Source organism: Alloalcanivorax xenomutans, assembly GCF_032810065.1.
Taxonomy (GTDB): Bacteria; Pseudomonadota; Gammaproteobacteria; order Pseudomonadales; family Alcanivoracaceae; genus Alloalcanivorax; species Alloalcanivorax xenomutans.
Genome location: NZ_CP136538.1, coordinates 3,177,402 through 3,190,621 on the forward strand (window position 1 = coordinate 3,177,402; position 13,220 = coordinate 3,190,621).

Annotated in this window: 13 protein-coding genes; 9 read left to right on the plus strand and 4 right to left on the minus strand. The window is 61.1% G+C overall.

The genetic code is table 11. The features are described 5' to 3' along the window. Nucleotides 1–136: 136 nt before the first annotated feature. Nucleotides 137–1,030, plus strand: coding sequence for a sterol desaturase family protein (locus RYH70_RS14560; RefSeq protein WP_022995738.1), 894 nt, complete (start codon nt 137–139; stop codon nt 1,028–1,030). Here RYH70_RS14560 and RYH70_RS14565 read toward each other — a convergent pair. The 3 genes from RYH70_RS14565 to RYH70_RS14575 form a co-directional block, all read right to left on the minus strand. Then, complete coding sequence (locus RYH70_RS14565; RefSeq protein ID WP_022995737.1) at nt 1,008–2,342, minus strand: TRAP transporter large permease; 1,335 nt, start codon at nt 2,340–2,342, stop codon at nt 1,008–1,010. The two genes, RYH70_RS14560 and RYH70_RS14565, sit on opposite strands and share 23 nt — an antisense overlap. Further along, entirely contained in the window at nt 2,339–2,830 is a 492-nt protein-coding gene (locus RYH70_RS14570; RefSeq protein ID WP_317009330.1) for a TRAP transporter small permease, read from the minus strand. Before RYH70_RS14570 ends, RYH70_RS14565 begins: the two co-directional genes overlap by 4 nt. Before the next feature lie 63 nt (nt 2,831–2,893). Then, nucleotides 2,894–3,946 carry a TRAP transporter substrate-binding protein gene (locus RYH70_RS14575; RefSeq protein ID WP_284455035.1) on the minus strand — a complete coding sequence of 351 codons (1,053 nt, stop codon included), beginning with the start codon at nt 3,944–3,946 and terminating at the stop codon, nt 2,894–2,896. A 348-nt stretch (nt 3,947–4,294) separates the two neighbouring features. Here RYH70_RS14575 and RYH70_RS14580 point away from each other — a divergent pair, with 348 nt between their 5' ends. Continuing rightward, nucleotides 4,295–6,196 (plus strand): FAD-binding monooxygenase, encoded by a 1,902-nt coding sequence (locus tag RYH70_RS14580; RefSeq protein ID WP_116027172.1) that lies wholly within the window; start codon nt 4,295–4,297, stop codon nt 6,194–6,196. Between the two features lie 10 nt (nt 6,197–6,206). On the opposite strand, the gene hpaA is transcribed toward RYH70_RS14580, so the two are convergent. Continuing rightward, complete coding sequence (hpaA, locus tag RYH70_RS14585) at nt 6,207–7,106, minus strand: 4-hydroxyphenylacetate catabolism regulatory protein HpaA (RefSeq protein WP_026948714.1); 900 nt, start codon at nt 7,104–7,106, stop codon at nt 6,207–6,209. A 120-nt stretch (nt 7,107–7,226) separates the two neighbouring features. Here hpaA and RYH70_RS14590 point away from each other — a divergent pair, with 120 nt between their 5' ends. Genes RYH70_RS14590 through hpaI form a run of 7 tightly spaced genes read left to right on the plus strand, consistent with a single transcriptional unit; the run spans nt 7,227 to nt 13,200 of the window. After that, nucleotides 7,227–8,003, plus strand: a complete 777-nt coding sequence (locus RYH70_RS14590) for a fumarylacetoacetate hydrolase family protein (RefSeq protein WP_145912194.1) — start codon at nt 7,227–7,229, stop codon at nt 8,001–8,003. Beyond that, a complete protein-coding gene (locus tag RYH70_RS14595; RefSeq protein ID WP_022995730.1) occupies nt 8,000–8,770 on the plus strand; it encodes a fumarylacetoacetate hydrolase family protein in 771 nt (256 codons plus the stop codon). Before RYH70_RS14590 ends, RYH70_RS14595 begins: the two co-directional genes overlap by 4 nt. A 3-nt stretch (nt 8,771–8,773) precedes the next feature. Continuing rightward, complete coding sequence (hpaE, locus tag RYH70_RS14600) at nt 8,774–10,234, plus strand: 5-carboxymethyl-2-hydroxymuconate semialdehyde dehydrogenase (protein WP_080531331.1); 1,461 nt, start codon at nt 8,774–8,776, stop codon at nt 10,232–10,234. Nucleotides 10,235–10,288: 54 nt separating this feature from the next. Further along, complete coding sequence (gene hpaD / locus RYH70_RS14605; RefSeq protein WP_026948711.1) at nt 10,289–11,152, plus strand: 3,4-dihydroxyphenylacetate 2,3-dioxygenase; 864 nt, start codon at nt 10,289–10,291, stop codon at nt 11,150–11,152. 42 nt (nt 11,153–11,194) lie between these two features. Next, nucleotides 11,195–11,584 carry a 5-carboxymethyl-2-hydroxymuconate Delta-isomerase gene (locus tag RYH70_RS14610; RefSeq protein WP_022995727.1) on the plus strand — a complete coding sequence of 130 codons (390 nt, stop codon included), beginning with the start codon at nt 11,195–11,197 and terminating at the stop codon, nt 11,582–11,584. Further along, nucleotides 11,584–12,387, plus strand: a complete 804-nt coding sequence (gene hpaH, locus RYH70_RS14615) for a 2-oxo-hept-4-ene-1,7-dioate hydratase (protein WP_022995726.1) — start codon at nt 11,584–11,586, stop codon at nt 12,385–12,387. Before RYH70_RS14610 ends, hpaH begins: the two co-directional genes overlap by 1 nt. 12 nt (nt 12,388–12,399) lie before the next feature. After that, on the plus strand, nt 12,400–13,200 hold the full coding sequence (gene hpaI, locus RYH70_RS14620; RefSeq protein ID WP_317009331.1) for a 4-hydroxy-2-oxoheptanedioate aldolase: 801 nt from the start codon (nt 12,400–12,402) through the stop codon (nt 13,198–13,200). Nucleotides 13,201–13,220 lie beyond the last annotated feature (20 nt).

Sequence of the window (13,220 nt, forward strand, 5' to 3'; positions counted from 1 at the left end):
ATTTGTCAAAAAAGAGTCCGGCTGCGTCAAGCGTTTTCTGCACCATCGGGGAACAATCTTGAGGTCCGTCAATCTTCCCGGACCGTCCCGCCGCCCACCATGGCGGTGGTGGCGACCGTTTTTTCGCGAGGTCCCCATGCTCGAGGCTTTACAACATCTGGACTGGCGCACCCTGGTACTACCCGCCATGGTGCCGATCTTCATCGCTGTGTTATTGGCGGAGTGGATCCGCTTTCGCGGTCGCGGCCGCTTCCTGCTGCGCGACACCGCTGCCAGTATGGGGTTGGGGGCCCTGTATATGGTGTTCGATACGCTGGTCACCGTGACCCTGGTGGCGCTGCTGTTCAACTGGGCCTACCAGCACCGGCTGTTCACCGTCACCATGACCCCGCTCACCGGAGCGCTGCTGTTCGTGCTTCTGGAATTCTTTTATTACTGGTTTCACCGTGCCAGCCACCGCATCCGCTGGTTCTGGTCGGCCCATGTGGCGCACCATTCCAGCCGCTACATGAATTTCTCCACCGCCATGCGGCAAAGCGCCCTGTACAGCCTGGCCGGCAACTGGATTTTTTATATTCCGCTGGCGTTCCTCGGCTTCGAACCGGTGTGGGTGTTCTTCATGCTCACGGTGAATCTGGCCTATCAGTATTTCATCCACACCCAATGGGTTGGCAAGCTGCCACGTCCGATCGAGTTCGTGTTCAACACGCCCAGCCACCACCGCGCGCACCATGGCCGCAATCCCGAATACATCGACCGCAACTACGGCGGCATCCTGATCCTATATGACCGGTTGTTCGGCACTTTCGTGGAAGAGCAGGAAACCGTGCCGGTGGAGTATGGCATCACCCGCCCGGTGGACAGCTTCAATCCGATCACATTGACGGTGCACGAGGCCCGCGACATGTTCCGTGACGCTCTGCGGCCCGGTCCACTAAGGCATCGCCTGAAGCACTTCTGGGCGCCGCCGGAATGGCAGCGCCCGGAGCAGGAAACGGAGGACGGGTTCAGCCGCTCCCCGGCAGATTAAGCAAAAGCAGCGACAAAGCAGGGATCATCACCAGGATGCCGATACGAATCACATCCGCGTACAGGAACGGGACAATACCCCGGCTCACCGTGCCCAAAGACGTATTGGCACTGTACTTCTGCACGATAAACAGGTTCATTCCCATGGGTGGCGTGATCAGACCGATCTCCACCACCATCAGAGCGAGGATACCGAACCAGATCGACTTTTCGGTATAGGTGAGATCGAAGAATTCCAGGTTGACCACGATCGGATAAAAGATCGGCACGGTGAGCAGAATCATGGACAGGGAGTCCATCACGCAACCCAACAGCAGGTAGATGGCCAGAATCGAGAGCAGTACCACGAAAGGCGCCAACCCACTGTCGGCAACCCAGGACGCCAGTTCCGCCGGCATCTGACTGAGCGCCAGGCCGCTGTTGAGCAGATCGGCGCCGACCACCACCAGGTAGATCATGGCGGTGGCCTCGGCGGTGCCGATCAGGCTTTGGTACAACCCTTTCCAGCGCAAGCCACCGCGTACTACCGCGAACACGCCACAGGCGGCGGCGCCAATGGACGCCGCTTCGGTGAGATTGGCCCAGCCTCCATAGATACCGAAGATCACCACGATGAAGATCAACAGCACCGGAGACACCTCCAGCAACGCCCGCCACCGTTGAGGCCAGCCGGCCTTGTCCACCCTCGGCACCGACGCCATGGTACGTACCGCCACCAGGCGGATCACCACCAGATAACCGAACATCGCCACCAGACCAGGAATCACCGCCGCCATGAACAGCTTGGCGATGGACTCCTCGGTGAGCACAGCATAGATGATCAACGGCACCGACGGCGGAATGAGAATGCCCAGAGTACCAGCGGCCGCCACCGTCCCGGCGGCCAGTTTGGGCGGGTACTGATGTTTCTCCAGCTCCGGTAACGCCACCTGGCTCATGGTGGCGGCGGTGGCCAGGGACGAGCCGCAAATAGCACCGAAACCGGCACAGGCACCGGCGGCGGACATCGCCAGACCACCGCGCCAATGACCAATGAAAGCCGCCGCCGCTTTGAACAGGGCGCGCGACAGACCGCCGTGAATGGCGAACTGCCCCATCAACACGAACAGTGGAATCACCGCCAGGTCGTAATTGGAAAAGCGGGCGTAAACCAGATTATTGATGGTGAACAGCAGCGCCGTGGTGTCACCGTGATTGACGATCAGATAGCACGCCACACCACCCAGCAACATGCCCACGCCCACGTGCACGCGCAGCGCCAGAATCAGCAGAACGCCGCCGAGTACCCAGAGTCCGATTTCCATACCACTCATGACGGCACCTGCAGCGGCTTGCTGGTCAGCGATCGTGCCGCCTGATACAGAGCGCAGGCGCACAACAGCGCCAGACCGGGCAGCATCAGCATCTGCGGAATCCACAGCGGCACCGCCAGCATGGTGGATGTGGACCCGTATTCATGACTGTCCAGGGTGAGCAGGCCGGTGCGCCAGATCAGCAACGCCGCCACCAGCGCCAGCAGCAGATGACTGAGTGACAGCAGCACCCGGTTCACTCCCGCCGGTAGCAGCCCGGCGATCAGATCCACGCGGATGTGGTTATCGCGCAGCTCGCACAACGGCATGAACGAGGCCAACGCCACGGCGATCGCCATTTCCAGAATTTCGATGTCACCGGGAATCGGCGCGGACCACAACTTGCGCCCCAGCAGAGAAACCAGCGACATGGCGATCACCGACAACACCACGGCACCGCCAAGCACGGCGACCACGATGCTGAGACGGCGCAATACCGTTTCAACCATGGGAAACCTCGGCCTTTATCAGAGTTGAAGGGCGGAGTTGAAAGGCGGCATTAATGAGCGGCGTTAGCGGGCGGCGTGTTCACGCACGATATCCCGCAGCCCCTGATACAGCGCCTGGCGGTCGATACCGCCCTTATCGGAGGCCACCCACTCATCGGTGACCCTCTGCGAGGCCTCACGCATGGACTGATAGGTAGCGTCATCCAGCGTCACGATCTCGTGGTCCGGATCGGCGGACAGCTGCTCCACCACCTGATCGATGGTCACATCCCAGGCTTCCCCGAAACGGCGGGACAGGGCCTCTCCGCTAAGCCGGTCGACGATCACGCGCAGATCGTCGGGCAGATCCTGATAGCGCTTTTTGTTCATCAGCACCGCCAATGTGGTCACCGTCGGCGTGGCCTGATCCGGCGCGGTCCTCATGTGGTAATGGGTGGTTTCATCCAGTTTGGTCGGCGGCACCACTTCCCACACCGCCAGGGCTCCGTCGATGACGCCCTTGGCCAGCGTGTCGGCGATTTGTGCCGGCGGCATGCTCACCGGGGTCGCGCCCAGAGAAGTGAGCATCTCCGAAGCCAGCCGGGTGGACGCCCGTACCCGCAGCCCTTTCATGTCGTCCAGGGAGGCCACTTTGCGGCGCGCGGTGTGCAAAGTACCACCGCCGTCACTCTGAATGGCCAGCACGTGGTAATCACGGAAATCATCCTTGGCATAGCGTTGATAAAATTCCCACGCCACTTCACTGCCATCAACCCCACCGGAGGGCATCACGAACGGCAGCTCCAGCGCCTCGCTACGCGGAAAACGGCCAGCGGCGTAACCGAGACCGGTCCAGACAATATCCACCACGCCATTGCGCGCCATGTCGGCCAGCTGCGCGGGAGTACCGCCCAATTGCATGGACGGATAAATCTGACATTCGATGCGGTCACCGGACTGCTCCGCCAGATCGGCGCACCAGGGCTCCAGTACGTTTTTCTGTGCATTCGCCACCGCCGGCAGGAAATGCATGATACGTAAAGTGACTTTTTCCTTTTCCTGCTCCGCCGACTGGGTCTGGGCGCTCAAGGACAGCCATACGATCGCCAGAAGGGCCATGATTTTTTTGGAATTCATACACACCTCTCGGGTTGATACCCTGATTGTTATTCATCGAAATCCATCCTTGCCATCGATTCCTTTCACTGGCCGGCCCGGATTCCATTAATGTATTAATGAATTTCTAACACCTTGCCCTGGTCAGGTCAACGAAGGATTGGGAAAAACCGCTCCTACCTATCTTCCGTCATCTTCCGTATCTGTCTTTCCCCCACGAAAAGTGCAATTTTTCCTGCGGAAATCACCTGGGTTCGCTTTCGTGGCTCGGCCAAGATGCGGAACGTCATACGCCGATAACAACAATCGCGGCGGGCCGGTCTGATGTTCACAGACCTCCGGCCGGCCCGGAAAACAGGAGAAGTAACAGTGCAGTTCCACCATCACGGCTATGTATCCGAAGACCCGAGAATCGAAGAAGCGTCCGGCACCGGGGTCAACCGCCCCGACACTTTGCCGGACCAGGTCGACGTGCTGATTGTCGGCAGCGGACCGGCGGGAATGATCGCCGCCGCCCAGCTGGCGAAGTTTCCGAATATCACCACCCGTATCGTCGAACGCCGCCCCGGGCGCCTGCGGCTGGGCCAGGCCGATGGTATCCAGGCGCGCAGTGTGGAAACCTTCCAGGCGTTCGGCTTCGCCGAACGGATCACCGCCGAGGCCTACCGGATCACCGAGATGGCGTTCTGGACACCGGACCCGGACAACCCCTCCCACATTGTCCGCTCCTCGGTGGCTCCCGATGACGCCAGCGGCGAAATCAGCGAGTTCCCTCATCTCATCGTCAACCAGGCTCGGGTGCTGGATTATTTCGCCGAGTTCGCCCGTAACGCCCCCGCCCGCCTGACTCCGGACTATGGGCTGGAATTCCAGGATTTACGCATCGATCATGGCGAGGACTATCCGGTGACGGTGACGTTGCGCCATGTCTGCGGCGATCAGGAAGGTCTGGAACGTACCGTGAAAGCCAGGTACGTGATCGGTTGCGATGGGGCTCATAGCCGCGTGCGCGAAGCGATCGGCCGCAAGCACATCGGCAAGGTCGCCAATCACGCCTGGGGCGTCATGGATGTTCTCGCCACCACCGATTTTCCGGACATCCGCACCAAGTGCGCGATCCAGTCCGCCTCCGGTGGCAGTATTCTGCACATTCCCCGCGAGGGCGGTCACCTGTTTCGCATGTACGTCGATCTTGGCGAAGTGGCCGGGGATGACAACCGCCGCATACGCCAAACCACGCTGGAAACCACCATCGCCAAGGCCAACCAAATCCTCCACCCCTACACCCTGGAAGTTAAGGATTGCGCCTGGTACACCGTCTACGAAGTGGGCCACCGGGTAACCGACAAGTTCGATGACGTGCCCCCCGAGGCTACCGGCACCCGCGCGCCACGCGTTTTCATCACCGGCGATGCCTGCCATACCCACAGCGCCAAGGCCGGCCAGGGTATGAATGTGTCCATGCAGGATGGTTGGAACATCGCCTGGAAACTGGGCCACGTGCTCTCCGGCATCGCTCCGGAATCGCTGCTGGAAACCTATTCCAGTGAGCGTCAGGTGGTGGCTCAGAACCTGATTGATTTTGATCGCGAATGGTCGAGCCTGATGGCCAAACCGGCCGAGGAATTCAGCAACCCGCAAGAGCTGAAGGAGTTCTATGTAAAAACCGCCGAATTCCCGGCGGGCTTCATGACCGAATATCAACCGTCGATGATCACCGGCGGCAAGGCACACCAACATCTGGCCACCGGCTTCCCGGTCGGCAAGCGGTTCAAATCCGCCCCCGCCATGCGGGTGTGTGATGGCAATGACGTTCACCTGGGGCACCATGCCACCGCCGATGGCCGCTGGCGGATCTATGTCTTCGCCGATCAATCGGCTCCCACCGGGCACTCCCCGTTGACCAACTGGGCCGACTGGATGCTCAACAGCCCCCGCTCCCCGGTGGTGAAATACACTCCGGAAGAAACCGATCTCGACAGTCTCTTCGATATAAAGGTGATCTATCGACGGCCCCATGGCGAGGTGGAGTTCGGCCCAATGATTCCGGCGTTGTTCATGCCAAAGGTCGGCCCGTTCCAATTGACGGACTACGAAAAGGTTTACGCCGTCGACCCGGAGCACGACATCTTCGAGGCCCGGGGTATCGATCCAAAAGGCGCGGTGGTGGTGGTGCGGCCGGATCAGTACGTTTCACTGGTGACCGCTCTGGACGCCACCGATGAACTGGCCGCCTTCTTCGATGGAGCCATGCTGGGGCAGCGCCGATGACACCCCGGACTCAGGGCGCCCGCTTGTCGGCGCGGTAGCGCCCCGGTGTCATGCCCGCTTCGCGGGTGAAAAAGCGTGAGAAATAAGCGGGGTCATTAAAGCCCAGCTGGTAGCCGATCTCGTTGATCGACGCGGTGGTGAAGATCAGCAACCGGCGGGCCTCCTGCATCAGTCGGTCGAACACCAACCGCTTGCTGGATTTGCCGGCGGTGCGCCGGCAAATCTCGTTGAGCCGGTTCTCGGTAACACCCAGTTCGTCGGCATAGCGGGTCAGGGTCCAGTGATGCGGGTAATGATCCTCGATCAGCATCTGAAAACGCTGAAACAGGGAGAGGTCCTCATGACGTACCGGCTGCGGCGTCACGCGGTTGCGTGCCAGCCGGAACAGATCAATGAAGATCAACTGCGCCAGGGCCCGCACCGCCTGAGACTGCCCTGGCCGCGGCCTTTGAATTTCCGCGCGCAGCTGATCAAACAGACGGTCGAGTCCCGCCATCGCCGGTGCCTGTGCCGCCGGCAGTTGGGAAGCCGCCACACACAGCGCGGCGATATCACTGACGTCGCCCAGGTCACCGCTTTCCTCCAGCAGCGACCACACCAATTGCTGCTGCACCGTGAGCACATGGCCATCAGCGTGCGCATCGGTGACGAAGGCGTGGGTCACCGTGGGAGGCGTGAGGAAGAACAGGGGAGCCCGCTGATGGTACTGATGCTCATCCAGGTACACCCGCACCATGCCGGACTTGACGTAATGTACCTGGAAGAAGCGCACATGGCGGTGCGCCGGCATGTTGCGTCCGAAGAAGTCCGCCATGCGGCCGAGCGCGTCGTAGTGCACTTCGGCGTCGGCGTAGCGCTTGTCGTACACCTGACCGATGTTGATGTTGGGTATGGGGTCGGTTGTTGTCATGGTCCTGCCCGCCGCCTGATACCGGCATCATTCACCGCTTTAGCGGATCCGGCAACGTCTTCTTGATTTCATTAATATATTAATGTAAACATTAACCTATTAACAAAACAAGGAGCCTTCATGCGGCACGCTAAAGTGGAATATCAAGGGCGCGTCCGGACGGTCACGATCGGTCCGGACGACCTCCCCATAAGCGACGACGGCGCGGTTCTTGACGTCACCGCGCTGCGCTGGCTCCCGGCCAGTGGTGGCACTATGTTCGGTGTGGCCTTGAACTATCGGAGTCTGCTGGAGGCCCGGCTACCGGAGTTTCACCAGCCGCCCTACCAGAAGCCACCGGAGAAGCCGGTGTTGTTCATCAAGACCCCGAACACGCGCAATGCGCACCAGGGCACCGTGGCACGGCCTCAGGGGGAGCGATTGCAACCGGGTCCCGCCCTGGGCGTGGTGATCGGCCGCCGCGCCAGTCGTGTCAGTGAGCAGGACGCCCTCGATTATGTTCGCGGCTACACCGTGGTCAACGAGTTCAGCCTGCCGGAAGACAGCTACTACCGGCCGGCGATCAAAGCCAAGTGCCGGGACGGTTTCTGCGCATTGGGCCCCTGGTGGGTAGACCGCGACGATATCGCCAACCCCCATGACCTCACGCTGACCCTGACGGTTAACGGGGTCGAAAAACAGCGCGGCAGTACCGCCGATCTGATTCGGCCCATTCCCCGCCTGATCGCCGAGTTGAGCGAATTCATGACCTTGAACGAAGGCGACGTGCTGATCACTGGAACACCGCCAGGCCGGGTGGATGTCAGCGAAGGGGATCAGGTGGACACCACCATCGAGAGCATCGGCACCCTCCGCAACCTTATCGTCACCGACCACGGCGGGGAGGCGAAACAATGAAAAGTGCACGCATTCAATACCACGGCGACACGCTGGCGGTGGCCGTGAATGACGACGGCCATCCGCTGCTCGCGGACGGTACGATACTGGACCCGGAACAGGTCACCTGGCTGCCGCCCGCCACCGGCACCATGTTCGCCCTGGGACTCAACTACGCCGACCACGCCGCTGAACTGTCCTTCAAGGCAGCACCCAAGGAACCGCTGGTGTTCGTCAAGGCCGCCAATGCCTACACCGGTCACAACGGCCGCAGCTGGCGCCCGGACAACGTCGAGTACATGCATTACGAGTGCGAGCTGGTGGCGGTCATCGGCAAGACCGCGCGTAATGTGCCGCGCGCCGACGCCCTCGACTTTGTGGCCGGCTACACCCTGTGTAACGACTACGCCATTCGCGATTACCTGGAAAACTACTACCGCCCCAATTTGCGGGTGAAAAATCGCGACAGCACCACCCCGGTGGGCCCGTGGATCGTCGACCGTGACGATGTGCCCGACCCCAATGACCTGCGCCTGCGCACCTACATCAATGGTGAGCTGCGCCAGGAAGGTACCACCGCCGACATGATTTTCGATGTCGCTTTCCTGATCGAGTATCTGTCCGGCTTCATGACCCTGTCTCCCGGCGACATGATCGCTACCGGCACCCCCAAGGGCATGGCCGACGTCCAGCCCGGTGATGTGGTGGACGTGGAGATAGAAGGGATCGGCAGGCTGCGCAACCACATGGTCAGCGAGAGCGACTTTTTCAGGAATACCGAGGAGTAACCCGTGATCAAGCATTGGATTAACGGCCAGCAGGTGGCCAGCGACGAGACCTTCGACAACATCAACCCCGCCACCGGCGAAGTGATCGGCCAGGTGGCCAGCGGTACCGAAAAGGAAGTCCATCAGGCGGTGGCCGCCGCCAAGGCCGCTTTTCCAGGCTGGGCCGCCACACCCGCGAAGGAACGGGCGCGGTTGATGCGCCGGCTCGGGGAACTGATCGATGAGAACGTACCGAAACTGGCGGAGCTGGAAACGCTGGATACCGGTCTGCCGATCCATCAGACCAAAAACGTGCTGATTCCACGCGCGTCGCATAACTTCAACTTTTTCGCCGAGGTGTGCACCCGCATGAACGGGCACAGTTATCCGGTGGACGACCAGATGCTCAATTATACCCTGTACCAGCCGGTCGGGGTCTGCGCACTGGTATCGCCCTGGAATGTGCCGTTCATGACCGCCACCTGGAAGACCGCTCCCTGCCTGGCACTGGGCAACACCGCCGTGCTCAAGATGTCGGAACTCTCGCCGCTCACCGCCAACGAACTGGGCCGGCTGGCCAAGGAAGCGGGCCTGCCCGACGGCGTGTTCAACGTGATCCAGGGTTACGGCGCCACCGCCGGTGACGCCCTGGTACGCCACCCGGACGTCCGCGCGGTGTCGTTCACCGGCGGCACCACCACCGGCCGCAAGATCATGCAGAACGGCGGCATGAAGAAATACTCCATGGAGCTGGGCGGCAAGTCGCCAGTGCTGGTATTCGAGGACGCGGACCTGGATCGGGCCCTGGACGCGGCGTTGTTCACCATTTTCTCCTTGAACGGCGAGCGCTGCACCGCCGGCAGCCGTATTTTCATTCAGGAAAGTGTTTACGACGAGTTCGTGAAGACCTTCGCCGAGCGCGCCAAACGCCTGAAAGTGGGCGACCCCACCGATCCGGAAACCCAGGTGGGCTCGATGATCACTCGTCAGCATTACGAGAAGGTCACCGGCTATATTCGTCTGGGTATCGAGGAAGGCGCCAAATTAGTGGCCGGCGGCCTGGAGCGTCCGGCCGGGCTGCCGGAGCGGGTCGCCAACGGTCAGTTCATTCAACCCACCGTGTTCGCCGACGTGGACAATCGCATGCGCATTTGCCAGGAAGAGATCTTTGGCCCGGTGGTGTGTCTGGGTAAATTCAAGGACGAACGCGAAGCGCTGGAACTGGCCAACGACGTGGAATACGGCCTGGCCTCCTATGTCTGGACCCGGGACGTCGGCAAGGCTCACCGGGTGGCCCGTGGCATCGAGGCCGGCATGGTGTTCATCAACAGCCAGAACGTGCGCGATCTGCGTCAGCCGTTTGGCGGCGTCAAACAGTCCGGTACCGGCCGCGAAGGTGGTGAATACAGTTTCGAGGCCTTCACCGAAGTCAAAAACGTCTGCCTTTCCATGGGCAGTCACCACATTCCCCGCTGGGGCGTGTGAACGCCAGCTTAAGATTCAAGGGCGGAGCGCCAATCTCGGATAAGGAGAAAAATCATGGGCGAAGTCGTTCTCGCCGCTAAAATCACCCACGTGCCCTCCATGTACCTGTCGGAGTTGCCGGGCAAACATCAAGGCTGCCGGCAGGCGGCCATCGACGGCCACAAGGAAATCGGCCGCCGTGCCCGTGAGCTCGGCGCCGATACCGCCGTGGTGTTCGACGTGCACTGGCTGGTCAACAGCGGCTTTCACATCAACTGCGGTGAACGGTTTGAAGGCATCTACACCAGCAACGAGCTGCCGCACTTCATCAAGGACATGCGCTACCGTTATGGCGGTAACCCCGCGCTGGGAGAAAACATAGCCGCCGAGGCCAACGCCGCCGGCGTGCGCACCCTGGCTCACAACATCCCCAGTCTGGAACTGGAGTACGGCACCCTGGTGCCCATGCGCTACATGCACATGGACGTGCCCGAGGAACAGCATCTGAGTGTCATTTCCATCGCCGCCTGGAACGCCTGGCACCGGCTGGAGGACAGTTTCACCTTCGGCGCCGCCGTACGCCGCGCCATCGAGGCCAGCGATCACAAAGTTCTGGTACTGGCTTCGGGATCGCTTTCCCACCGTTTTTCCGACGATCGTGAAGCGGAGAACAACCTGCACAAATGGACCCGCGAGTTCGATCGCCAGGTGGACATGAGGGTGGTGGACCTGTGGCGCCAGGGCCGCTTCGGGGAGTTCTGCGCCATGCTGCCGGACTATGCCGAGCACTGCTATGGCGAAGGCGGCATGCATGACACCGCCATGTTGCTGGGCCTGCTCGGCGGCGCCGAATACGACAAGCCGGTGGAGATTCTTACCGAACCGTTCGGCAGTTCCGGCACCGGCCAGATCAACGCGGTGTTCCCCCTGCCCTGGTAACCGCACGCACTGACACGGACGTACTCAAACGGAGTAAGAGCCATGCCCCATTTCATTGCTGAATACAGCGGCAACCTCGAACCCGAAGTGGATTTCGACGGTCTGTTCGCCAACGTCCACGAGGCTCTCGGTAACAGTGGCGTGTTTCCACTCGGCGGCATCCGCAGCCGCGCCATTCGTCACGACACCTGGCGCATCGCCGACGGCCAACACGATTATGCTTTCGTACACATGACGCTCAAGGTCGGCAGCGGCCGCGATCTGGCGACACGTCGGCGGGTGGCGGAAACACTGTTCGAGGTCATCAAGGCCCACTTCGCCCCGTTACAGGAAAAGCGACTGCTGGCGGTGTCCTTCGAGATGACCGAGTTGAACCCGGATCTGAACTTCAAACACAACAACATCCACGCCTTTCTCAAAGGGGAGAGTTGATGCTCGACGAGGCTTTCATTCGCCAGGCCGCGCGGCGGCTCGACGACGCCGAACAGCGGCGTACCCAGATCCGGCAGCTGTCACTGGAACAACCGGACATCACCATCGAGGACGCTTATGCCATCCAACGCGCCTGGGTGGAAAAAAAAATCGCCGACGGCCGCAAGCTGATCGGTCATAAAATCGGCCTCACCTCCCGCGCCATGCAGGTTTCATCCAACATTGACGAACCGGACTACGGCGCCTTGCTGGATGACATGCTGTTCAACGAGGGCAGTGACATTCCCTGCGACCGTTTCATCGTGCCGCGCCTGGAAGTGGAACTGGCCTTCATGCTCGGCAAGCCGCTGCAAGGACCGGATTGCACCCTCTTCGATGTCTACGATGCCACCGAGTATGTAATTCCGGCGTTGGAAATCATCGACGCCCGCATTCAGCAGGTGGATGCGGAAAGCGGCGTGACCCGCAAGGTTTTCGACACTATTTCCGACAATGCCGCCAACGCCGGCGTGGTCATGGGCGGCCGCGCCATCCGGCCCATGGACGTGGATCTCAGACGTGTCTCGGCGGTGCTTTACCGCAACGGCGTGATCGAGGAGTCCGGCGTCGCGGCGGCGGTGCTCAATCATCCGGCCAAGGGCGTGGCCTGGCTCGCCAACCGGCTGGCCCCCTACGGTATCGGCCTGGAACCGGGCCAGTTGATCCTCGGTGGCTCCTTCACTCGCCCGGTGGCGGTGCGCCCCGGCGACACCTTTCATGTGGACTACGGTGATCTCGGCGCCATCGCCTGCCGTTTTGTTTAACGGAGAAATCTCATGGACATGCCGGTGAACACATTCAAACGGGCCCTGCTGCGAGGCGTACCGCAAATCGGGCTGTGGTTGGGGCTGGCCCATCCCTATAGCGCCGAGCTGGCGGCCAACGCCGGTTTTGACTGGCTGTTACTTGACGGTGAGCACGCGCCCAATGATCTGCGCAGCCTGCTGTCCCAATTGCAGGCTATTGCCCCGTACCGCTCGCAACCGGTGGTGCGCCCCCCCGTGGGCGACACTGCTCTGATCAAGCAGTATCTGGATCTGGGCGCACAGACGCTGCTGGTGCCAATGGTGGAGACGGCGGACCAGGCGCGTCAGTTGGTTCGCGACATGCGCTATCCCCCTGAGGGCGTACGCGGTGTCGGCAGCGCTCTGGCCCGGGCATCACGCTGGAACAGCGTGCCCGGCTACCTGGACAAGGCCAATGACGAAATGTGTCTGCTGGTGCAGATAGAGTCCCAGGCCGGCCTGGATAATCTGGACGCCATCGCCGCGGTGGATGGCGTCGATGGTGTCTTCATTGGCCCGGCGGACCTGAGTGCGGCTCTGGGCCATCGCGGCAACCCTGGCCATCCGCAAGTGCAAAACGCCATCGAGGATGCCATTCGCCGCATCCTGGCCGCGGGCAAGGCCCCCGGCATACTTTATGCCGATATCGATAAAGCCCGCCATTTTCTTGACCTGGGTTGTCTGTTCGTGGCCGTCGGCGTGGACACCAGCCTGTTGATGGGGGCTCTGAAAAACCTGGCCGGTCAGTTTAAACCGGATGACGACAACCCTACCCCATCTTCAGTGTATTGACGCTCTCCCCATCATCATTA